At 33.7% G+C, this 23,575-nt stretch carries 25 protein-coding genes; all 25 read right to left on the bottom strand.

Annotation, left to right across the window (positions count from 1 at the left end; translation table 11 throughout):
• Position 1: 1 nt before the first annotated feature.
• The 25 genes from FBFL15_RS14480 to FBFL15_RS14365 all read right to left on the bottom strand — a co-directional run bounded on the left by FBFL15_RS14480 (position 2) and on the right by FBFL15_RS14365 (position 23,416).
• The gene (locus FBFL15_RS14480) at positions 2 to 1,765 is read right to left on the bottom strand and encodes a type VI secretion system Vgr family protein (RefSeq protein ID WP_014085279.1); all 1,764 of its coding nucleotides are present in this window, start codon (positions 1,763 to 1,765) and stop codon (positions 2 to 4) included.
• Positions 1,766 to 1,874: 109 nt separating this feature from the next.
• Positions 1,875 to 2,384, bottom strand: coding sequence for a hypothetical protein (locus FBFL15_RS14475; protein WP_014085278.1), 510 nt, complete (start codon positions 2,382 to 2,384; stop codon positions 1,875 to 1,877).
• A 26-nt stretch (positions 2,385 to 2,410) separates the two neighbouring features.
• Positions 2,411 to 2,827 carry a hypothetical protein gene (locus tag FBFL15_RS14470; protein ID WP_014085277.1) on the bottom strand — a complete coding sequence of 139 codons (417 nt, stop codon included), beginning with the start codon at positions 2,825 to 2,827 and terminating at the stop codon, positions 2,411 to 2,413.
• Between the two features lie 30 nt (positions 2,828 to 2,857).
• The gene (locus FBFL15_RS14465; protein WP_014085276.1) at positions 2,858 to 3,559 is read right to left on the bottom strand and encodes a LysM peptidoglycan-binding domain-containing protein; all 702 of its coding nucleotides are present in this window, start codon (positions 3,557 to 3,559) and stop codon (positions 2,858 to 2,860) included.
• Positions 3,560 to 3,635: 76 nt separating this feature from the next.
• On the bottom strand, positions 3,636 to 4,031 hold the full coding sequence (gene tssD, locus FBFL15_RS14460) for a type VI secretion system tube protein TssD (RefSeq protein WP_014085261.1): 396 nt from the start codon (positions 4,029 to 4,031) through the stop codon (positions 3,636 to 3,638).
• A gap of 231 nt (positions 4,032 to 4,262) precedes the next feature.
• The gene (locus FBFL15_RS14455) at positions 4,263 to 5,627 is read right to left on the bottom strand and encodes a DUF6531 domain-containing protein (RefSeq protein WP_148267935.1); all 1,365 of its coding nucleotides are present in this window, start codon (positions 5,625 to 5,627) and stop codon (positions 4,263 to 4,265) included.
• Positions 5,628 to 5,875: 248 nt separating this feature from the next.
• Entirely contained in the window at positions 5,876 to 6,079 is a 204-nt protein-coding gene (locus FBFL15_RS17240) for an Imm17 family immunity protein (RefSeq protein WP_014085275.1), read from the bottom strand.
• A 102-nt stretch (positions 6,080 to 6,181) separates the two neighbouring features.
• Complete coding sequence (locus FBFL15_RS17235) at positions 6,182 to 6,385, bottom strand: immunity 17 family protein (protein WP_420834436.1); 204 nt, start codon at positions 6,383 to 6,385, stop codon at positions 6,182 to 6,184.
• Positions 6,386 to 6,560: 175 nt separating this feature from the next.
• Positions 6,561 to 6,857, bottom strand: a complete 297-nt coding sequence (locus tag FBFL15_RS14445) for a hypothetical protein (protein ID WP_014085273.1) — start codon at positions 6,855 to 6,857, stop codon at positions 6,561 to 6,563.
• A complete protein-coding gene (locus FBFL15_RS14440; RefSeq protein WP_276524796.1) occupies positions 6,854 to 7,597 on the bottom strand; it encodes an RHS repeat domain-containing protein in 744 nt (247 codons plus the stop codon). The genes FBFL15_RS14445 and FBFL15_RS14440 overlap by 4 nt, the downstream gene beginning before the upstream one ends.
• Positions 7,598 to 7,735: 138 nt before the next feature.
• Positions 7,736 to 8,242: a hypothetical protein gene (locus FBFL15_RS14435; protein WP_014085272.1), complete on the bottom strand. Its 507-nt coding sequence runs from the start codon at positions 8,240 to 8,242 to the stop codon at positions 7,736 to 7,738.
• An 18-nt stretch (positions 8,243 to 8,260) separates the two neighbouring features.
• Positions 8,261 to 9,175 carry an RHS repeat domain-containing protein gene (locus FBFL15_RS17080; protein WP_276524770.1) on the bottom strand — a complete coding sequence of 305 codons (915 nt, stop codon included), beginning with the start codon at positions 9,173 to 9,175 and terminating at the stop codon, positions 8,261 to 8,263.
• Between the two features lie 93 nt (positions 9,176 to 9,268).
• Positions 9,269 to 9,811 (bottom strand): DUF4303 domain-containing protein, encoded by a 543-nt coding sequence (locus tag FBFL15_RS14425; protein WP_014085271.1) that lies wholly within the window; start codon positions 9,809 to 9,811, stop codon positions 9,269 to 9,271.
• Positions 9,812 to 9,830: 19 nt separating this feature from the next.
• Positions 9,831 to 10,400 carry an RHS repeat domain-containing protein gene (locus tag FBFL15_RS16235; protein ID WP_476729675.1) on the bottom strand — a complete coding sequence of 190 codons (570 nt, stop codon included), beginning with the start codon at positions 10,398 to 10,400 and terminating at the stop codon, positions 9,831 to 9,833.
• 146 nt (positions 10,401 to 10,546) lie between these two features.
• Positions 10,547 to 10,975 carry an SMI1/KNR4 family protein gene (locus FBFL15_RS16640; RefSeq protein ID WP_197535531.1) on the bottom strand — a complete coding sequence of 143 codons (429 nt, stop codon included), beginning with the start codon at positions 10,973 to 10,975 and terminating at the stop codon, positions 10,547 to 10,549.
• A gap of 51 nt (positions 10,976 to 11,026) precedes the next feature.
• Positions 11,027 to 12,391, bottom strand: coding sequence for an RHS repeat-associated core domain-containing protein (locus FBFL15_RS16040; protein WP_068801151.1), 1,365 nt, complete (start codon positions 12,389 to 12,391; stop codon positions 11,027 to 11,029).
• A 31-nt stretch (positions 12,392 to 12,422) separates the two neighbouring features.
• Positions 12,423 to 12,857 carry a hypothetical protein gene (locus FBFL15_RS14405; RefSeq protein WP_014085269.1) on the bottom strand — a complete coding sequence of 145 codons (435 nt, stop codon included), beginning with the start codon at positions 12,855 to 12,857 and terminating at the stop codon, positions 12,423 to 12,425.
• A gap of 22 nt (positions 12,858 to 12,879) precedes the next feature.
• Positions 12,880 to 13,551, bottom strand: coding sequence for an RHS repeat-associated core domain-containing protein (locus FBFL15_RS17070; RefSeq protein ID WP_476729674.1), 672 nt, complete (start codon positions 13,549 to 13,551; stop codon positions 12,880 to 12,882).
• An 86-nt stretch (positions 13,552 to 13,637) separates the two neighbouring features.
• Positions 13,638 to 14,045: an immunity 22 family protein gene (locus tag FBFL15_RS14395; protein ID WP_014085268.1), complete on the bottom strand. Its 408-nt coding sequence runs from the start codon at positions 14,043 to 14,045 to the stop codon at positions 13,638 to 13,640.
• A gap of 6 nt (positions 14,046 to 14,051) precedes the next feature.
• The gene (locus FBFL15_RS17065) at positions 14,052 to 14,678 is read right to left on the bottom strand and encodes an RHS repeat domain-containing protein (protein ID WP_276524794.1); all 627 of its coding nucleotides are present in this window, start codon (positions 14,676 to 14,678) and stop codon (positions 14,052 to 14,054) included.
• Positions 14,679 to 14,783: 105 nt separating this feature from the next.
• A complete protein-coding gene (locus tag FBFL15_RS14385; RefSeq protein WP_014085267.1) occupies positions 14,784 to 15,365 on the bottom strand; it encodes a hypothetical protein in 582 nt (193 codons plus the stop codon).
• Between the two features lie 27 nt (positions 15,366 to 15,392).
• Entirely contained in the window at positions 15,393 to 19,604 is a 4,212-nt protein-coding gene (locus FBFL15_RS14380; RefSeq protein WP_014085266.1) for a DUF6531 domain-containing protein, read from the bottom strand.
• A 3-nt stretch (positions 19,605 to 19,607) separates the two neighbouring features.
• A complete protein-coding gene (locus FBFL15_RS14375) occupies positions 19,608 to 20,957 on the bottom strand; it encodes a hypothetical protein (RefSeq protein WP_014085265.1) in 1,350 nt (449 codons plus the stop codon).
• Positions 20,958 to 20,966: 9 nt separating this feature from the next.
• Complete coding sequence (locus FBFL15_RS14370) at positions 20,967 to 22,730, bottom strand: type VI secretion system Vgr family protein (protein ID WP_014085264.1); 1,764 nt, start codon at positions 22,728 to 22,730, stop codon at positions 20,967 to 20,969.
• Between the two features lie 161 nt (positions 22,731 to 22,891).
• Entirely contained in the window at positions 22,892 to 23,416 is a 525-nt protein-coding gene (locus FBFL15_RS14365) for a hypothetical protein (RefSeq protein ID WP_148267932.1), read from the bottom strand.
• Positions 23,417 to 23,575 lie beyond the last annotated feature (159 nt).

Genomic DNA, 23,575 nt, shown 5'->3' with positions numbered 1-23,575 from the left:
ATTAATTTAATTTTATAATTGTACCTTCAACTGCCGTAGTTGCAGACGATGAAATAGTTGCCTTAGCAGTACCGGTAACCGAAACTTCGTTTTTAGAATCTACATTAATTTTGTCATCAGAATTAATGTTTACTTCTTTTTTTCCTGTAATTGTAACACTCGGACTAGTATTATTGATGGTTGCAGATCCATTTACTGAAACATCTTTTCCTGAAATATCTATGGTTCCATCTGCTTTTAAAGTTATACTACTCTCTCCTGTTGATAAAGATATAGAAGCCGATGAAGATACCGAAATGTTTCCGGCACCGTCAAGTGCAACAGAATTTCCTGCACCATCAGTTATTGTGATACTTTTTTTATCTTCTTGAAAAGCAATGGTACTTCCACTTTTGGTTTTGATGGTTTTGCTATTGTTTCCACTGCCTCCACCAGCACCCGTTGTGCCGTTAAATACACTACCAATTACAAACGGACGGTTGGGATCGTTATATCTAAAGCCCAACATCACATAATCGCCCACTTCTGGAATAAACACAAATCCTCTATTGCTTGGTCCACCCGCATCTGGTGTCATTACACGAATCCAATCGGTTTGTTGTTGTCCTCTTTGCCATAGCATTTGTACTTTTATTCTGCCTTTGTTTTTAGGGTCGGTGTTGTTCATTACTTTGGCTTGCTGTATTTGAGCCATCGGGAATGCTACATCGGGTTCGGGCAGTCGAAGCACTTTGGCAGGTATGGCTCTAAAATTGTTTTCATATTCGCCCAAGTGTGTGGCATGGTGCGTGATTTCGGTAATGATGTATTGTCCAACATCTTGGGTAACAAATTTTACGCTTTCGTGAATGCTTGCTTGTATGGTTACAAGGCTTCCTATTCTTAATTTTGGATTTTTTGAATGAGCCGTTACATAGTTGGTGTTGGAAGCCGCAGCTTCTTGTTTCTTTTTTAAATAGGTTTCTAGCACCATATCGTCGCCCGTACTTATCATTCCGTAGCTAAAGGCTGGTGTGGCAAAAACGGCTTTAGACGATGCAAATGCTTCATTACCTAGTTTTGGTAAACCAGCAACGGAATCTTTGGATTGGGCAAGGTGTTTTTTGTCGGTTTCTTCGTTATAAGTAAAACCGCTAAATTTATTAGGTACAGCTTGTATGGCAATGTTGAGTTTTGAAAGGTCTTTGTTATACACTAGTGTTATGGAATCACCCAACTCTTTTGGTTTTCCAAAATGAAGTTTCTCGCCATCATAATAAAACCATTCGTTGTATTGTTTGGCAAGGCGTTGCATGAACTGAAAATCGGTTTCAAGGTATTGACACTGGTAGTTCATCTTGGAAGTATATTCGGGTTCTACTTCGTTTTGCAATTGCGAACCTGCACCATTTTGAATGACTTCTTTTACAATGTCTTTAAGAACAGATTCGTTCCATGAGAATAATTTTTCGCCCGATTCTAATAAAATGGTTTTAGAAAAACCTGTAATGATAATTTGATTGCCCACATGGTCGTCTTCTTGAGCAAATTGAATGTTGGTAATAATGCCTAGAAAATTATTTTTGTCATCAAGGGCAATATGCACTACTTTTCCAAGCCAAGCTTGTGCGCTTTCGATTGTATAGGCACGTGGTTTTTCAATAACCGAATGAGGCACACTAATGCTAAATTGATGGTGGTTATTGATGGTTTGATGCAATTCTATAGAAGTAAAATGGCTTATCTCTTTTGTATCAATGCCGAAGGTTATTGTGGTTTTACTCATAGTTGGTATTTTTTGTGTTATTATATCTGATAAGAGAACTTAATTTGAAGGATATTTATTATTTTCTGTATTTATTATATTAAATTGTTTCATTTAGAATTGGTTAAATTTAATTTTCTTTTTTTAGCTTGATATTTGTTAGCCAAGGCAAATAATAATCATCCTTAAATCCTTTTGTTAAAACATCTACTAATATTAATTTATCTTTTATAGATTTTGTTTTTAAAAATTTATACATCTGCGAATCTTTTTTGAAAAAAGTCATTGTATTTTTTTCGGTATCTATAGTAAACCATTGCTCTGGAGTTTTGAATCCCTTTAAATCTTCATCTTGATATTTTATACAATGCCCAAAAATATATTTATCCACCACATTTATAGAATCTATAGGAGCTGTTACTCCAATTGGATTGAGATTATTTGACGTATTTAAAGACCAATGTTTTTCACCTTTCAATTTAATTGCTTCTAAAGGTTTTATTAATGGCAATCGTATATAATCTAAACCTGAATATCTATTATAAAAATCATCTTCATATTTATCCTTGTTTTTAAATTGATTACAAGATGTAAAAACAATAATAAAAAAAAGTGATATAATTGAAAAATTTGTTTTCATAATTATTTTGTTAATTGATAGTTTCTTTATTTTTGAATCTCACAGGCATACTCTCCATCGCCATCAAGTAACATCCATTGTTTTTCTTCATTTAAAGACTCACTTCCATAAGGCCATGGAGTTAAGTAGATAATGCATTCTTTTCCTAAAGGAACACCTAATTTCCAGCTATAATGTGCCACAATAAGTGTATCCTTAAAAATAAAGTTAGTGTTGTTTTTTATAACTTCTAAAACCTCAATTTTTTGATATAAATATTTATCTCCAACACCTGTATTAAGTGCTTTCGCTTTTATAACAGCTTTTGCTTTGTTCTTTTTAATAGTATCCATTTTTACAGTTTCAAATTCTTTATTATTTTGGTTAATTACAACAATTTGTTCAGTTTTTGAATTGCAATAACTGAAAGTTATTAGTATAAAAAAAGCTATCAAATATTTCATTTTTCAATTTTAGTCAGAGTCTATTAAATATTAATAAATTAGAGCTTCTCTAAAAGTCCATCCACCATCTTTAAATGTTTTTGTTTTTCCCTTACCGATTTTTAGTAGTCTTAAATGACCTGAAATCTCCTGCTGTGTTGCTTTTCTAGGTGGGTATTTTGTATTTATACCGTTTTTCCCAAAATCAACTCCCCAAACTATTGATTCAAATACTGATACTTGCAAATCAGAAACACTACAAATAGATAGGACTGCCCTCCAAGCAGTAGTTCTTAATGGATGCGGACCTCTCCATGGTGCATCATAAAATGATTTTCTATAGTTTGAATTATTTTTTATTTCATTTGTTGTATAATAAAAAGGGTCATCATCATCACCAGGACATGCGTCAGCACAAAATGAATCGGTAAATCCTATCGGCTGATTGTCTTGAAAAACCGTTTGCACCCATCTTAATTTGTTACCTTTGGCACCATCTCTATTTACTGTAATTCCAAACCGATTGCTATTATTTGGATAAACCGACATGTTTTTACTAATTATTTTCCAAGGTAAAGGGATAATTATCTTGTCACCAACTAATAGGTTTTCTGGTTTTTGCCTTTTGTTTTTCAAATCAGAATTTATATGATGATCCCAAATTATCTTCCAATCCCAAGAATTATATCCATAATCACTTGCGATTTGTGAAAGTGTTTCTCCATGTTTTAAAGTTACATCTTCAAATACCATACATTAATAATTTTGTTTTTTATTTAAAAAATACAAAAAGCAGCACTAGTAACTGCTTTTTGTTTGTAAATAAAAACTATACTTTAGCCCAGTTGTTGTCTAAAGTTGCGTTGCCTAAAGTGATTTTTTCTGCCGAGAAAGTAATTTCGGTTGTCATTGGCGTTTCTGCCAAAGCGTCTAACACTTCGCTGAAAAATACAATGAAAGCATTTTCAAAAGCCAATTCTTTCATTACTTGCTCAGAATCTGCTTTGAAATATTTAATTTTTCCTGAAACAGGTTTGTGTTGGCTGTTTACTGCTTGTTCAATAATCGTAGTGTTGTCTGTTGACTTTACTTTTACATTAACTCTACCACCTTTTACTTCTGATGAAACAGCGCCTTTTCCGTCCACGTGGCGGGTCATATCTACTTTTGAGAATAATACTTGATACTCGTTTCCTTCGATTTCTAATAATGCTTTGAATGCCATGATAATTTAATTTAAAATTGTTTATAAATAATTCGTTTTTTGAATACCTCCTTCACATTTGCTCACTAGAAAAACAAAAAAGAGGTACACTAAATTGAATTTAGAATACCTCTTTTTTGTATTTGCATACTTTTTTTGATTAGCTTCTGTGAAGAAGAGGAGGATTCGCAATCAATTATGTGTCAAATATAGTAATTTATTTTGAACTACCAAATTTTTTATAGAATATTTTTAAGGAAAAACAACAAAATAAATCCAACTAATAAAATAGACAAATGAAAAAGTATGTCCTGAACGGGTGTAAATGGTTTTTATTTGCTGATGGATAACATTTGTTGATTTGGAATGTATTTCATTTATTTTTGTAACTTGTTTTTGCAAAGTATCTATGGTTTTATTCAGATAGACAATGTTTTGCTGTTGGTTTTTAAATAAATATTTTACCTCTTTGTCTGATAGTGCTTTTTTCTTACCAATATATCCAGATTTCGGTTCGGCAAGGTTAAACGAAGGGATTTCGGGTGTTGGCAGTTCAAACGCCATAGGTCTTCCATCGGCAAGGCGTATGGAAACGGTGTTGGTGTCATAATCAATGTGCATTGCCATATCGTAGGCGTGATGCCAACCGTTGCCTAATGGCCCTTCATAATCGGACTTGCTATAATAGGTTCGTTCCCAAGACAGTGGCACAGGGCCTGGGAGGAAAAAATCTTCTTCGTCGGTAAAAAAGTTTCCAGTGGCTACATCTACTGGGTGACCTGTAACGGTGCAGATGGCTTTGTGGAGCATTCTACTACCTAGTCCAGCACCTCCAACTTTACTATGTAATTTATCCGCCAATTTTTTGTTTTTTAATTTCTTTTTAAAAAACCTACCAAAACTGCTTTTAACAAATTCTTGCAATTTAGCAATAGGGTTGAACGGAGCAGGGATTGGGTTTGTTAAAATGGTTTTAGACATTGGTAAAGGAATGATTATTCCTGTAGGTAGATAAAGTTCTACCCCAATTTTTCTTCTTTTGCTTTTAGAATGTGGTGAAAATATTCCAATATCCCAACAACAATTAAACAGATGGGCTTGACCACCACTAATAGGAGCACCATCAGCAAGAGCTACTAAACTACCTAGTAAAGAGTGACCGTTGTCTTTTTTTACCATTCTTGAATATACCTTATGAAAACCTACACCCATAGGAAAATGAGGAATGTTTTTGGTAGGAGTTCCTGCCACTGCTCTAGGAAATTTACCATCAATAAAAACGGTTGCATTTAGTCCATATTTGCTTTTTATGATGCTATATGTAATGTCTTTTATAGCCTCAATATTCATATCATGTTGTTCTTTTTCAGTTGGATTTTCTGAATCTACAGGCACAATTGGGTCTTTGAATTCAGCAACGACTACCGCAGCCGCTATTGAAATAAAATCACGAGGATTTAATAACATACCAATGAAAGGATGAGGCATAGGTATTGGTGCAGGACCAGATGGAGGCAAGGTAACCATGTGTATGTCTATACCTAATACTGGATCGAGTTGTTTGGCAATAGGTAAACATGCCATTCCTTTTAGTCCTAAACTACCAATTATTCCCAATATAGGTGCTTCTATAGCTGCATCTACTATGTTTGGTATTGCTTTAGTAATTGAATCATAAACCTCCTTGGCAGCAAAAGCACCAGCAACTATTTTTGTTGAAGCACTTAAATTATTGTTATTGGAAATGTTTTCTGCCTTAGTAACAGAATTAGATATTTTTTCCTTTTGATCAGTTGCTGATTTTGTAATTTATGTACTTACATTATCAAAGAAAGAGTTGTTTGAATCTGACATAATTTATTCAGTTATTTTATGTATTTTAAATAAAACGCTGCTGATAGTGATAACATAAGAATAATTACACTAATAGCATATACAATTCTAATGGATTTTCGGTCGTAATTTTCATACAAGAATATGCGCCAAAAACTATCTGAATTTGGGTTGTACCACGCTGTCCATTTCCAATCAAAATACAATCCAAACAAATAAAATATTAACAAACTCATTGCTAATAAATAAAGTCTAAGTGGATGCCCATCAAAAAATAGGCTCCAATAAATTTTTAATTTGTCTGTAAATTCTAAAAATTATTCTTTCATATTTTTTTATTACTTAAAAAATTTTTGAAAATAAATGAAAGAAACTAAAATCATTATAATGATTGTTAAAAAAGCATGAGTTATCCTAATTGATTTCTCGCTAAAATTTTCATGCAAAAAATTCATCCAAAAAGTATTTATATTATCTCTATGGAAATACGTCCACTTCCAATTTAAGTATAAACCTAATAACGTGAGACCTAAAAAGCACATTACAACTAAATATATATAAAAAGGGTGTTCATGAACAATTTGAACTATCCAATTTTTAATATTTTCTAAAAATTCAGTATTATTTTCTTTCATATGTAAATATTATTTATTTTTTGGTGCATATGTATCGCTATTTTCATTGGTGTTTGCAAGCAAACTTGTGTTAATGGCGATTTCATAATTTTGTTTTTTGATAATAATATAAAGATAGTAGTGTACTTATAGCCATAAACAGCATAAAAACAAGGGTTTGTAATGTGGCAGAAGAAATTTTTGCACCTAAAATGTTATGTTTTTTTGTGTAGCCTACTTGTCTGCCAAAAATGTATCTAATCATAAAAAAAAATATCAATGCCAATGCAATTATAGAAAACGGCATACGGTAGGGTTCAGGAATCAATTCAAACCATTCGTTAATCATTTTTCTATATGCTAGTTCGGCTTCCGTTACGTGTCTGTGTCTTGGTCTCATGCTACTGAATTTAATTTTCCATAACTATCTGCTATTTCTTTCCAGTCTTCGCCAAATAATGTTGTCATATCTTTATTCATTTGAATATTTGAAATTATTTTTTCTCTATCATTATTATACATTAATTTTTTTACTATGTATGGGAAGGTTGAATTTACTGCAATTTCTTGAGATAAATTAGGATATAATTGATAGCCTTCAATATAATATTGATTAGCAAGTTTTACATCTCCTTTTTCATAAGCAGCCCATCCGCAAAGTCTAAATGATTCTATTTGCATTAAAAAATCTTCACATTTGATATAAGCTTCTTTTGCAACAACAAAATTTTGTAGAGCATCATTTATTGCTTTATTCAGTTTTGATGTACCAGAATCCTTTGTAAAAACTTCCTCAAAGTCAACCTTTCCATTACCATCGAGTTTTAATTTTAACTCTGTTATGCCATCTCCAGCATAAAAATGAGGCCCTTTAGATATAACATCAGGTTGTGGTAGCCAAGGAGTTCCCGCAAGCCCAAAAACATCCACTTCTGAATTTGAATCAAACACATATCCATAAAAGTTTGGATTTTCTCCATCTAACCCAATCGGGTCTTGGCTTATGTAAACCCCACTTTCAGGCGAGTAATATCTAAAACGGTTGTAATAAAGCCCAGTTTCTACATCTTCATACTGCCCAAGCTGGCGGTAAGGTACAAAATTTCTATCTCCTTTTAAATTTCTTAATTGTCCATAAATATCGTAATCGGTTTCCCAAACTAAATTGCCTTGGTCGTTGTAGGCTTGTATGGGTCTGCCTATGTAGTCGTTGATAATGCTGTATTTTTCTACTTTACTTTTGTTCGCTAAATAGAGATAGCTTGTTAGAGTTTTATTTTAAAAATATTTATATGGGTAAATATTAAATAAATTCTTATTTATTTTATTTAAATTTTCAATAAAAGGTTTTTTAAAAATTTCTTCATCAATTCCTTGACCTAAATACTCTTCTAACTTATTAAGAATCAATCCTAATTGTAAGAAATCTTTAAAAGTTAAATCCATTTCAATAAAACCATCTTCAACATACTCACCTTTATTATGATCGTAGAACAGTATTTTTTCATTTCTTTTACTTAAAAACCATTCATCACCTTGTCCTGAATCGGCAATTATCCATAAATTCTCACTCAGATTTGGGTAATTTTTTTTAATATATGAATTTTTAACCAAGGTCTTTTCATAATCGAAAATATCTATATCTGCATTTAATTTATGAGATTTATATTTTGAAATATATTCATTATAAAAATTATCACGAATAGGAATTTTATTTAAATTATTTATTAAAGTATTTCTTCTTATGAATTTTTCTATTTCTTTTTCTATATTTATTTCAAACATGATTTATTAAAATTAAAATTAATGACATTTAATTGCTTTTGCATTATTCTTGCTTATTCTTTCTTTTTTAGCCATACTTTTTAATATTTTTTGAAACATTTCTCTATTCTCTGCTTTTGTAAGATTCATCTTTTCTACGTGATCAATTATACCCTCCCATGTTTTATTCCAATTTTTCCCAAGACGAGAACTATTCGTGTGAATACCTGGCTTTGTTGTGTGTTGTTTTTTTGTTAAATTATAATAATTTTCAGGATTATTTACATCAATATCTGCCATGTCTTTAAATTTATCTGCAAATTCTTCTGGAAAACCATGGTGGATATCTGGATTAGTATGAGGCTTTCCAACATAATCTTTCCAAATTTTCTGAAGTTTATATGTTGGTGTTTTTGACAATCCAAACAAATCCACTTCTGAATTACTATCATGCGTATAAGCATACATATTCGGGTTATTTCCTGCCAACCCAATCGGGTCTTGACTCAAATATAAACCACTTTCAGGGTTGTAGTATCTAAAACGGTTATAATACAACCCCGTTTCCACATCTTCATATTGCCCAAGTTGTCTAAATGGTATAAAAGAACGTTCGCCACGCAAGTTACGCAATTGTCCGTAAATGTCATAGTCGGTTTCCCAAACAATATTACCGCTTTCATCATAACATTGAATAGGTCTGCCAATGTAATCATTAATAATAGAAAAAGTTTCGTTTGTAACTATTTTTGCACATGGAGCAAAAGAGCCTTCTTCGTACACCCAAGTAACAAGCCCCCCAGCCCCCAAAGGGGGAGTTGGCTCTGGGTGCGTATAAACTAAATCTCCGTTTTGTATAACGAGTTTTGGTCTGTCTTTTAAATTATAGTGCCACTCGTGTAAAAGTACGTTGCCGTCCCAAAAACATCTATTTATAAGCCCCCTAGCCCCCAAAGGGGGAATTATTAGCTTGGCAGTTCTGCGTCCGAGGGCGTCGTATTCAAAACGTATGAGTTCGCCATTGGGGTTTTGTATGCTGGCAATTTATTATTCATTTTCCCAAGTAGAAATCCAATCTAAATATTCATTTGTATAATTTTCTGTATTCAATTCTTTTATCATTTCTTTTAACTTATTAATTTCAAATTCATATTCTGAAACAGAAAAAATTAAAAAAACATCTTTATTAAAGTTATTCAAGAAAAAATTTTCTTCTTTCAATTCGATTAAAACCTGTATACAAGTATCATAAAATTTGTTTTGAAATAGTTCAAACTCTTTCAAACTTTTTTCATTATTTTCATCTTCTTCTGATAATATTTTATTTAATGGTTTAAACAATGTTTCATTATTTAATAAATCAAAATCCCATTCATCTGGTTCAAATTTGCAAAGCATACTATCTAAATCATCATAATCTTCTCTTGATTTTTGTAAATAGTCTAAAGTGTTTGCTACAGGGAGTATTGTTTGACAATTCTCATCCGATAATAAACCAAATGCATATAAATTTTGTGTATTAGAAATTTTTAGAAAAGATACTTTTGTCGCCTCTTTTAGTTCTATTTTAAATTTGTTAAAATCAATCATTATCATTTAATTATTAAGATTAATAAAATATTCCTTTATTCATTTGCGTTGCTAAATCTTTCAAAGTTTCCGTTATGTTTTCACTTTTTGATAATTGCTCATATACATATTTAGCAGCTTTTTGTGTATGTGCACCTCCTCCATTTTGAGCTCTAGTAAAGTTACGTATATCATCATTAACTCCAATTCCCTCTTTCTTAATAATGTCTTGCGATTTAGTTACATAATCTTTATATTCTTTTGACCATTTAGGAGGTGCTTTCTCTCTTACAATATGATGATCATGTGGATTTATTATTCCATCATCACTATATAATTTTTTCAACTTAGCCTTATCTGCATTAGATAGCATACATTTTTCTAATCCAAACAAATCCACTTCTGAATTTGAATCAAACACATACCCATAAAAATTCGGATTATTACCTGCCAAGCCAATCGGGTCTTGACTTATATAAACACCTGTCTCAGGATTATAATATCTAAACCTATTATAATATAATGATGTTTCAATGTCCTCATACTGCCCCAGCTGCCTAAAAGGTATAAAACTTCTATCTCCTTTTAAATTTCTTAACTGTCCGTAAATGTCGTAATCGGTTTCCCAAACAATATTACCGCTTTCATCATAACATTGAATAGGTCTGCCGATGTAATCGTTTATAATAGAAAAAGTCTCTCCGTTTTGTATTTTTGCACACGGCGCAAAAGAGCCTTCTTCATAACCCCAAGTAATTAAATTAAAGGTTCAATAGCCAAACAGAATTCTTTAAAATTATTAGCAACACCAATAAGTCCCTCCTCAATATCATATTCCCAAGAAATATATTTTATCATACCCGTTGGAATTTCAATAAAAAACTCATTCCCAGCTGCATCTCTTGCAAATGAAAAATGTGTTTCCATAAATTTCTTTGCTACTTCTGAGCGTTCCTTAATTGCTTCCCACATTTTATTTATATGTTCAATACTATAAATGTATTCTATTTCCAGTTCATAATATTCTTCGTCGTCATCCTTTTGAAACTGTTCTGTGCTTACTTCTGCACCTTCTGGAAAATATACACCATCGAGTGCAAGATAAAACTGAACGAAATCAATCTTCCCTTTGAAATCTTGTGAAATTACATTTTCAATTTGTTCTTTTGTTATACCTTCGTTCAAGATTTGGAAGTTTAAATTTTTGCTCTTAAATAATTTATTTATCATTTCATACTACTTACATTTAACTTTAGTTTTTTTCTTAGAACTTTCATACCCTTTACCATTATGTGCTTCTCTATAATCTTTAACACCTCCGATATGACTTACTTTTGAGTGAACATCTTGTTTAACAAGTTGCATTTGCATTGTATTAGTATTTGCGTCATAACTTATATGGTGTGCGACATAATCGGGTGAAAAACTCTCTTTCAAATTAGCTTCACCATATAAGGCAGCTTTATCACCTTGATAATTTCCCGTCGCTTTTACTGTATAAACTCCACCAGGATTATCAGCAGTAACAGTTCCTGGGTGTAAAGCATCCCCAATGAATGAAGTTAAACCACCATCTAGACCTAATAAATCAAATTGAGAATTAGAATCCCAAACATAAGCATAAAAATTAGGATTATTCCCAGCCAACCCAATCGGGTCTTGGCTTATGTAAACCCCACTTTCAGGAGAATAATACCTAAACCTGTTGTAATACAACCCAGTTTCTACATCTTCATACTGCCCTAATTGTCTAAATGGTATAAAAGAACGTTCGCCACGCAAGTTACGCAATTGTCCGTAAATATCGTAATCGGTTTCCCAAATAAGGTTTCCTTGGTCATTGTAGGCTTGTATAGGTCGTCCAATGTAATCATTAATTATGCTGTATCTTTCTTCGCCTACAATTTTAGCACACGGTGCAAAACTACCTTCTTCATACACCCAAGTTATAAGGTTTTCTATGGGTTCTTTTTTGTCGTAAACTAAATCGTCATCTGTTACTTTTAGCCTTGGGCGTTTTTTTAAATCATAATGCCATTCGTGTAATAACACATTGCCGTCCCAAAAGTAGCGGAATAGCCCCCTAACCCCCGAAGGGGGAATTACTAACTTGGCGGTTCTGCGTCCGAGGGCATCGTATTCAAATTTTACTGTTGTGCCGTCTTCTTTGGTTACGCTGGCAAGCATTCCATTAGCTAACCAAGTATAGGCGGTGTCGCCTTGTTGCCACTGTTGGTGGTTGGCTATTTGGTCTTTTTCTTCTTCGGTGTGGCCAAAAAGGCGGTCTATAAAATTGGTAGCTTTGGGTAGTTCGAGCGGTTTGGTGATGTCTCGGGTGCTTTTTAGTATTAAATTGCCTTCCTCGTCATAGTGGTAAAAATACTTGTCGTCTTTTATCAGTTTTCCTCCTTTGCCATATTTTCTGTCGTCTTGGTCTCGGCTTTTGTAAAGGTTTCCCACGGCATCGGGGGTTTTGTAAAAGGCATCAAATTTTACATACTCGCAGGCTAGGTTGCCAAACTCGTCGTAGTTAAATACGGTGGGGTTTGCCGATGAAACATAGCAACATAAATAACTTAAAAAGGATATTAATAATTTCAATTTTTTTGATGGTTTAATTTATGTTTTGAATTTAATATTCTAAATCTTGACTATAATCGACTTCATCAACAAACCATCCAATTTCTTTACCTAATTTAATTATATAATTTACAAATTCTTCTTTGTCAAAACTTGGATTGCTTTTTAAGAAACTTTTATTTTCTAAACCTTTTTCTAACCATTCTAAAAAGGTTTTTCCTAATTCAAATTTTTGTTCTATTTTATATAATTTTTCATACTCTTCTAATGATACACAAAAATCTATAGTAAGATAACTATCTTTATTTGAATATCTAACAAAAGAATTTCTATTGTATGAATCTGGCAAGCATCTTATACCAATTCCTATTCTAAAATTATACTTGGAAAAATTATTAATTATCTCTTCTTGAATTTTTCTTAATAATTCTTTAGATAATTCTGCAACTCTTGAACCCGCAGTATCTGTAACAATATTGAATGTCATAATAAAAATGTATTTTTTTAAATTAATGTTTACATTTATTTCCAGCTGGTAAAAATCCTTTCCATGATAAATAGCCTCTAAGTTTCATATTCTCCCAAAAGAGTGTTGATTTTTTTGATATATCTTTATATAAAACTTTCATTTCTAAATTTAAATCATCTAGATATTTGGTTTTATATCTTGTCTTTGCATCCTTTGAAGTACCTATTTTCCAAACTTCACCTTCTTTTAGAAAAACTTCTCCAATCGGGTCTTTTTTGCCCCATTCCATTACTGGATACCAACCGTCTTTATTGGCTAATAAAGCATATAGTTCGTCTAATCCAAATATATCTATTCTTGAGTTTGAATCAAAAGTATAAGCATAAAAATTCGGGTTATTTCCTGCCAACCCAATCGGGTCTTGAGAAATATACAAACCACTATCAGGAGAATAATACCTAAACCTATTGTAATACAACCCTGTTTCCTCATCTTCATATTGCCCTAACTGCCTAAATGGTATAAAAGAACGTTCGCCGAGCAAGTTACGCAATTGTCCGTAAATGTCATAATCAGTTTCCCAAATTAATTTGCCATCTTCATTGTAGGCTTGTATAGGTCGTCCAATGTAGTCGTTTATAATGCTGTATCGTTCTTCGCCTACAATTTTTGCACACGGCGCAAATGAGCCTTCTTCGTAAACCCATGTTATGAGGTTTTCTATTGGTTCTTTTTTGTCGTAAACTAAATCATCATCTGTAACTTTTAGTCTTGGGCGTTGTTTAATAAATAATTTTCCTATTCTGCTAAATATTCACCAATATATTTTAAACCATTATAACTTATATTGGGGTTTGGAGTTATTTCATCAGAATACCAATATACTGCATTAGCGTCATTTAAACCTAATTCGATACATTTTTTAATAACTGATTCTTTTTCCGAATGATTAATCGGAACTTCTTCTAATATTTCTAAAATTTCAATAGAATTAGGAAACAATAGGTAGCCTATAAAATCTTCATCGTATGTAAAATCTTCGCCCAAATCTTTAGAAAACTGACTTAACTCTATTTCCTCTGGCAATCTATCATTCCCATATTCGTCTAATAGATATCCTTTTGATTGATCAAAATATAAATTAAATTCATTCTTTGAACCATTGAAAATCCCTAACCATAAAAATATTTTATCTGTATAATCCATAATTATTTATTTACATTTTAATTTCATGTGTGCTTTGTGATGTCTAGCAATTATTTTTTTTGCATCTAATTTTGATTTTGCATCTTTTAGTGCATCTATTAATTTATTATGAAAATTTCTTCCTGCTCGACTATTATGATGCGTTCCGTCAGGAACTGGATTACCTAAAGCGTCAGTAACATTTTCAAAAGTTATCCTGTCAGTATTAACACTCATTTTTTTTATTTCTTCCGCTGTAAAACCAAGTTCTTTAGCCTTTGCAGCTTGTGATACAGGAAATAATTCATGTTTACCGCCAGGAGATCTTAATGCGTCTTTAACACTCTTTAAATTATCAGTAATATCTTGAGGAGAAGCTTGATTAAACCATTCATTAAAATTCATCCCCAAATCACCCCATACTGTTAATCCAAACGGGTCAATTTGACTATTACTATCAAACACATATCCATAAAAATTAGGGTTATTCCCAGCCAAGCCAATCGGGTCTTGAGAAATATACAAACCACTATCAGGAGAATAATACCTAAACCTATTGTAATACAACCCCGTTTCTACATCTTCATATTGCCCTAATTGTCTAAATGGTATAAAAGAACGTTCGCCCTGCAAGTTACGAAGTTTTCCGTAAATGTCGTAATCTGTTTCCCAAACAATATTACCGCTTTCATTATAACATTGTATTGGTCTGCCAATATAATCGTTTATAATAGAAAAAGTTTCGTTTGCAACTATTTTTTACATTTGAGCTACATTAAAATTATATTTATCATCCTCTCTGGGGTCTTTAAAACCATCAAAACTATCAACTTTTTTAAATGTAAACTGAAAACCAAAATTTGCATTTGGATAATCTAATAATTGTTTTCTTTTGAAACCTTCGATTTTAACCTGAAATAATCCTGAAATTAAATTGTATTTATAACCTGTAAATAATTTAATACCATCTAATGTTTCTTGAGAAATAAAATCCTTCTCAAACATACTTTTATTAAATTCAAGAAGTTCACTAATTGAACCAATCCATACATTATTAATGATTTTTAAATTGAATTGTTCTTGTTCTAATTTATTTTCCCAATTATCATCAAATTTTTCATTAATATTAGTTATTTTAATTTTATATTTTACAGAATCAATAGGAAGTATTGGTAACCAAGCCCCTTGTAAAATAGATTCTAAATATAAATCATGCTTTTTTTGGAATACATTCAATATGTTTTTAGATTTTACTTTATTATTTTTTAAAAAATCTAGAAAAACTTCTTCAGATAATAGAAATATTCCGTAATCATATACACTTAAAGTTTTGTTTGTCATATAAATTCAATTTTAAATATTACTAAATTATTTACAAGGTATTTTATTGGTTTCAAATAACTCTTTGAGTTTAGCTAAAGCTTCTTTAGGAGTTAAATTCTCAAATAAAGGTTTGTTTGTTCCAGGAATTTTTAAATATCCTTTTGTATTAATTCCATCATACGCTTTTGCTCCTTTATCAAAGAAATCATCTGCTGTTCCAGCAAATTTTGAACCATGATATGGCACTCCTTCTTTGATAAGGTTTGTGTGCATCTCGCCATGTAATGCAGCTGTTCCAACTCCATTGTCAGGATACCAAGCTATTGAGTTTGTTTGGGCTAATTCTGTTATTCCTAAATTATTTGCAACTGATCTTGGCATAAGATGATGTCCCATTCCGCTTCCTAATAAATCGGAATACCATCCAAAAATATCTACTCTGCTATTGATGTCTTTTACAAATCCATACATTGCCATTCCGCCTAATATCCCAATTGGGTCTTGAGAAATGTAAGTGCCAGTTTCGGGTGAGTAGTAACGGAAACGGTTATAATAAAACCCAGTTTCCTCGTCTTCATATTGTCCTAACTGGCGGAAAGGAATGAAACTCCTTTCGCCGTGCAAGTTACGAAGTTTTCCGTAAATATCATAATCTGTTTCCCAAATTAATTTACCATCTTCATTGTAGGCTTGTATGGGTCTGCCAATGTAATCATTGATGATACTGTATCTTTCTTCGCCTACAATTTTTGCACACGGCGCAAAAGAGCCTTCTTCGTAAACCCAAGTAACAAGCCCCCCAGCCCCCAAAGGGGGAGTTGGCTCTGGGTGCGTATAAACTAAATCTCCGTTTTGTATTACAAGTTTTGGCCTGTCTTTTAAATTATAATGCCATTCGTGAAGCAAAACGTTTCCGTCCCAGAAATATCTATATATAAGCCCCCTAGCCCCCAAAGGGGGAATTATTAGCTTGGCAGTTCTGCGTCCGAGGGCGTCATATTCAAAGCGTATGAGTTCGCCATTGGGGTTTTGTACGCTTTCTAACATTCCATTAGCAAGCCAAGTATAGGCCGTGTCGCCTTGTTGCCAGTTTTGGTGGTTGGCTATTTCGTCTTTTTGTTCTTCGGTGTGGCCAAAAAGGCGGTCTATAAAATTGGTAGCTTTGGGTAGTTCGAGCGGTTTGGTGATGTCTCGGGTGCTTTTTAATATTAAATTGCCTTCGGCGTCATAGTGGTAAAAACACTTGTCGTCTTTTATCAGTTTGCCTCCTTTGCCATATTTCCTATCGTCTTGGTCTCGGCTTTTGTAGAGGTTGCCCACAGCATCGGGGGTTTTGTAAAAGACATCAAATTTTACTATTTCGAGGGCTAGGCTGCCAAACTCGTCGTAGTTAAATACGGTGGGGTCTTGGGTTAGGTTGGTATATACGCTACTTAGCTGGTTGTTAATGCTCCAGTTATAAATGCGGTATCCTGTGCGGCGGTTGCTGTTGCTAAAAATTTGTTGCGAATCTATTTTTCCGCTGCTGGTGTAGCGGGTTTCTGTGCGTAGTCCTCCTGTTACAAAGCGTTCTATTTCGCGCCCGGCATCGTCGCGTTTTATGGTGGTTTGCCAGCTTTGTTGTTTTTCTAATAGTTCGGCACTTTGTGCTTCTAGCTGTTGCAGGTTGCCACGGTGGTCGTATTGGGTGGTTATTTTTCCGCCCAAAGAGGTTGCTATGCTGGTGCGTTGCCCCAGCTGGTTGTAGGTATTGGTTATGGCAATAGCATTTTCGGGGCTGTCTAGGTGTTGCTTTTGGGTTTCTTTTACCACACGTCCGTTGGCATCTCGCTCTAGGTAGATGCTTACGTTTTGGTTGGTGGCTTCTACTAGTAGCCCGTTTTTGTTGTAAGAGTAGAGTTCCCAAGTGCCGTCGTGGTGGTTGGCACGGGTTATTCTGCCTAGGGCATCTTGTTCATATTCGGTCCATTTGTTGCCTGGTCGTTCTATTTTATATACTTCGCCCGCAAGGTTGCGTTTGTAGCGTTTTTCTATGCCGTCAAAAGCGGTTTCTTTAATGATGTGTCCTGCTCTGTTGCGGCTAAAGCTATAGGCTTCGCCGTGTTCGTTGCGTATCATTTTTAGCTGCTCCATCTTGTCGTAGGCAAACCGCACTTTTACGCCGTTTTGTTCCCGCACGGCAAGGCTTCCCATGGGCGTATATTCAAACTTGATGTTGTTTTTTTCGTCTTTTAGGGCAATTACTTCATCATAGTTGTTGTATGCCAATTGTATTTTATTGCCATCATTTTGGCTTATTTTTTCTAAACGGTCTAGCAGGTCATATTCAAAATAATTGCCCGTTTGGTTTACAAATTCTTCGGCTATTACTCTGCCACGGTGGTTGTAGCGCCAATTCCTTGTTTTTTGGTTGTTTTCGTGCCATTCCATCAGGTTGTGCTGCTGGTCATACACCAATTGGAGTTGGTTGTTGTTTTTGGCAACGGTTGCTATCTGTCCATTATCGGTATATGTAAAAAACGTGGTGGACTTGTCGGGGTCTATAATGGTTTTGAGCTGGTTGGGTTGTTGTTTGTCATACAAATACACGGTTTTTTGCCCTTCGGGGTCAACAGCAATCACGAGTTTGTTGTGTTCGTTGTAGGCAAAAATTTCTTGGGTATTGTCGGGGTATGTTACGGATACTTTGTTGCCAAAATTGTCGTAGGTAAACCCAGTAATTCTGCCTTCTTGGTCAATTTTTCTATACAACTCCATGTAGTCGGTGTAATCAAAAAATTCGCTGTTGCCCATTGGGTCTTTAATTTGTGTAATGAGTTGGTCTGGAGTGTAATAATAAGTGGTTACGGCACCATTGGCATCTTTTACCAAGTTGTAGCCTTCGTTAGGGAAATATTCAATCCAACCTTCTTGCCAGCCATCATCGCCCCAAGTGTGGGTGCAACGGTTTTGTTTGTCGTATTCCCAATAGAAAGCTTGCCCGTTGCGGTCTGTTTTTTTCACCATCAGGTGGTTTTCAAACTGCATAACGGTTGGGTTTCCTAGTGCATCGGCAATAGCAATGAGGTTTTGGTTGTCGTCATATTGATAGCTTACCAATGTTTCTAAACCTTTTGATGCCACAAGTTGTAGTTGTTCAATTTGCCCTTGTCGGTTATTGGTAACCAAAATTTCTCTGCCAGCGGTATCAATGATTTTAACGATGCGGTTGTTGGCAAAAGTAAATGTAATGGCAAGGTTATAGTGGTTTTTTATTTGCGATAATTGGTATTTATTGCCGTCAAATTGTTCAAACACATAAAACAATTGTGCGGTATGGTCGTAGGCTTCATATCCTTTTGATGTCCTTTTGAGGGTTGTTTTTTCTTGACGGAGGTAGAATTCTTCATCCATTTGAAGGGTTGGAAATGCAACTAATCGTCCGTCGTCCATTCGTAAACCAAGAGCATCGTCTTCGAGAAATAATTCTACGGCACGATCATAAGCACAATGCACGCCATGCCCCAACCAACCGATATATTCAGAGTCGGAATACCAACGGCGTTCCCAATTAAGCGTAATTGGGGAAGTAAATTCAAAATCGGAGCCTTCATAGATTACAGCACCGTTTACGAGGTTTACGGGTTCGAAGCCAAACTTACATAGGATATCTTTAAGACCTTTTGGAAATTTACCATTTACATTTAGATGTTTTACTAACCCTCTTAGTTTTCGTAATAATGTGCTAAATCCCATACTCATCAAAAGCCCTGTTAGCATTCCGCCCCAATCTGGAGAATATGGTCCGCCCACCATAACAGGTTTTCCTGTTGGGATAGGAAGCGAAAATGAAGTAGGTGCAAAAAGCGAAGGGATAATTTTTATTTTCTTTTTGGGTTTAGTAACAGATAATGATAACGGAATTCCAATATCATTACAAGTCATTAACATATATCCTTTGGGACTTAATCGAGTGCCATCGGAATATACTTTTTCTGAGGCAAAGAAATTCATGCTTTCATGCCCAATAATTGGTGCCATAATCCATGGAGAAAATAACATAATATGCTGTAATGTAACTAGCATACCACCAGTATCAGAGTTTCCTCTTTTCATGCCATTGATATGTACATCTGTTCCTAGAAAAGGGATATAATCAGCAGGATCTATAACAATTCCAATATAGGGATGTATTCCTAATGGGTTTGCAGGTGCTATAGTTACAAAGTGGATATCAATCCCTATGACTACAGTAAAATGATTATCGGTTAGTAACATATTTTAGTTGGCATTAGCTAGTTGAAGTTGTTCTTGCATTTTTTTTGCAATTTGTTTTGGATTGTCTTTCCAATTGGAGCCAAAAATAGTTTCCATTCGGTTAGCAATAACTTTAATTTCTTTGTCATCAATTTTTGGATAACTTTCTAAATAACTGTTGGCTATGAAAGTAAAATTGATAATTTTTAAAGTTTCATCGGGCAAGGCATAGCCAAATTGAAAGGCTTCTTCGAGAATGTCTTTGTATTGGTGTTTGTCTTCATTTTTTGCAGCCATCAAAGCATAGTTGTACCCATTGATTACTTGCATGTCTTGATTTACTTCTTTAGCAATGGCTACTTGTTTTAGAAAATAGTCAATGGCAAGCTGTAGTTGGTTGGTCATGCTATAATGTGATGCTTTAAAAGTGTACAATTGCATGAGTATGCCTGCACAATCTTGCTTTTCTTTATATACTGGAAGCATCATTTTTATTCCTTTATCCAATAATTGATGGATGCGTTCTTTTTCGTCTTTAAATTGGAATAAAAAGCTGGCATAAATGAGATGAGATGACGCCCAAAAACTCAATTCACCAGTACTTTTACTAATGTCGATTAATTCGTTTCCTAGTTTTTTTACTTTTTCTTGTTTTTTATCTTTAGCCGCTTCGCCAATTTCAAACAAACATTTTCTGTAGCGTACTTGTGGATCGTGTGGGTTGCCTTGTGTAGCAATTTCTTTATAAGCTTTATTGATGTTTTGATTGGGAATTTCGATGGTTTGCCCTAGTTTTCCAATACTTTCCATCATTTCTTTATGAATAGCCTTGTTTTGTGTTTCGAGCAATAGTATGCCAATATCATTGGGCAATACAGTGAATAATTCTCTTAGGCTTTCATTTAATAATTTTAGGCTAGAACTATTTTTAATAATAATTCCAACAATCAACAAATTATCCTTTCTGGTTTCAAAAAGTTTAAAACTCATTAGCATTTTCACATAGAAATTTTTAAGTTCTTGTGTGTTATTGCTTTTAAGTTGTTTAAATTCTTCTTGAAATGTTTTGAAATCTTGCCAATTCCAGTCGGGATGCTTTTTTAAGTCATCTTCAAAAGTAAGCAACCATTGCTCAATTAGCTTATAATAGAAACTATTTTTATCTACAAAATCAATAAAGAACACCACAAACGAATCATTTGATTTTCCATATTGTGAACATTCTAGTTTTAAAAAACCATTCACTAAAGGATAATCATCGGCATAACAAACCATGTTAAACAACCTAGCTTTAGGGTTATTTATTCTTGATTTGTTATAAATTTGTTGGATGTTCCCAATTCTTACCGCTATTGGATTGTGCTCGTTATTCATTTTCTAAAATTAATTTAAGTTTACCACTCCACCTTTAACATTAGTCATAGCAGTTCCATTGATGTCCACCATTTTACCTTCTGCTGTAATCGTATTTTCTCCTTTAATTGTTATCATTGGAGCTTCATCTGTAATTTTGGTATCGCTTTTTATGGTAACCTCATTTGTGCCAACAATAGTTGTTTTTTTACTTTCGACATTCACTTCGTTTATACCATTGATATTTACTTTTTCTTCCGCATTCAGATTAATTTCTTTAGAATTGATGTCAATTCTATTTGGTGCACTTATGGTTATTGTTCCGTCGCCATTTAAAGTAACTACATTTCCGCTAGGATCACTTACGGTTACCGTGTTTTTTTCTTCATCAAGTGTAACTGTACTTCCTCCACGAGTGGTCAAACTTTTTTTATTGTTGGCTTTTCCACCGCCGCCACCGCTTTTGCCATGGAAAACACTTCCTAAAACGAATGGTCTGTTTGGGTCGTTGTAACGGAAGCCGAGCATTACATGGTCGCCTACTTCTGGAATGAAAACCATACCTCGATTACTACCAACCTTGTCGCTACTTCCCGCATCTGGTGTCATTACTCTAATCCAATCGGTTTGTTGTTGTCCTCTTTGCCATAGCATTTGTACTTTAATTCTGCCTTTGTTTTTAGGGTCGGTGTTGTTCATCACTTTGGCTTGTTGTATTTGAGCCATCGGGAACGCTACATCGGGTTCGGGCAGTCGAAGTACTTTGGCAGGTATGGCTCTAAAATTGTTTTCATATTCGCCCAAGTGTGTGGCATGGTGCGTGATTTCGGTAATGATGTATTGTCCAACATCTTGGGTAACAAATTTTACGCTTTCGTGAATGCTTGCTTGTATGGTTACAAGGCTTCCTATTCTTAATTTTGGGTTTTTTGAATGAGCCGTTATATAGTTGGTGTTGGAAGCCGCAGCTTCTTGTTTCTTTTTTAAATAGGTTTCTAGCACCATATCGTCGCCTGTGGTAATCATTCCGTAGCTAAAGGCTGGCGTTGAAAAAACGGCTTTAGACGAAGCAAAGGCTTCATTGCCTAGTTTTGGTAAACCAGCAACGGAATCTTTGGATTGGGCAAGGTGTTTTTTGTCGGTTTCTTCGTTGTAAGTAAAACCGCTAAATTTATTAGGTACAGCTTGTATGGCTATGTTGAGTTTTGAAAGGTCTTTGTTATACACTAGTGTTATGGAATCACCCAATTCTTTTGGTTTTCCAAAATGTAATTTTTCGCCATCATAATAGAACCATTCGTTGTATTGTTTGGCAAGACGTTGCATGAACTGAAAATCGGTTTCAAGGTATTGACACTGGTAGTTCATCTTGGAAGTATATTCGGGTTCTACTTCGTTTTGCAATTGCGAACCTGCACCATTTTGAATGACTTCTTTTACAATGTCTTTAAGAATAGATTCATTCCATGAGAATAGTTTTTCGCCCGATTCTAATAAAATGGTTTTTGAAAAACCTGTAATAATAATTTGATTGCCCACATGGTCATCTTCTTGTGCAAATTGAATGTTGGTAATAATGCCTAGAAAATTATTTTTGTCATCAAGGGCAATATGCACTACTTTTCCAAGCCAAGCCTGAGCATTTTCAATAGTGTAGGCACGTGGTTTTTCGATAACCGAATGAGGCACACTAATGCTAAATTGATGGTGGTTATTGATGGTTTGATGCAATTCTATAGAAGTAAAATGGCTTATCTCTTTTGTATCAATTCCGAAAGTTATTGTGGGTTTCATAATTAGTTTATTTTTAATAGTTGCTTGAGTTTGTAATTGTTTTTTTTAATCATGTACAATACGGTATTTGCAATAATAATTACTGACATTCACTTATCTTATACAACTTATTTGTTTAATTTTTTTATGTTTTTGACAACTAAATTATTATTAAAGCACAATCATTGACATTTTTTAAGTTTTAAAAGTTGCATTTTGGTGTCGTTTTGCAAATTATCTCGGTAATACCATTGATTGCCTTTCTTTTCAAGATAGTTATTAATGCCTGATAGTGGTTCTTGAGCTGATAGAAAATCGAAAGCACTTTCATTGACATTAAATTGCTTCAATGCTACCCATTTTCCTTGACAAAAGGAATAAATTTTACAACTATTCAAATTACTAAAATCCAAATAATCGACTACAAAAGCAATTTCGTCTTTACCATCAAAATTAGCATCTCCGATGTTTAATAAACAATAAAGCCCTTGAGCTCTTCCCAAGTGTAGTGTCTGTTTTTTGGTTTTATTAATAAAAAGATATAAATCTGAATCTTGTCTTAAATACCATTTTACAACATCGTCCCATTCATTTTTTGTGGGATCTGGAGTATTTTCTAAATCTGCTTTCAATAATTTTGAAAAGTTATGTACAAAAATAGTATCTCTAATTCCATCTCCATTAAAATTGCCAATACAAAAGTTCATTTTTAGTTTATAAAGAATAATATTTTCCGCTTTTTTTTGAACAATAGTGGATGAGTCAATAGATTTATTTTCTAAATTATTTTCTAAATTATTTCCTTTTTTGACTGCATTTGTACAACTGAAGCATATTAGTAATACAATCAGAAAACATTTATCATA

This window comes from Flavobacterium branchiophilum FL-15 (genome assembly GCF_000253275.1).
Classification (GTDB): domain Bacteria; phylum Bacteroidota; class Bacteroidia; order Flavobacteriales; family Flavobacteriaceae; genus Flavobacterium; species Flavobacterium branchiophilum.
The sequence above is the reverse complement of the archived record's forward strand: the minus strand, read 5'-3'. Positions and strand labels throughout refer to the sequence as shown.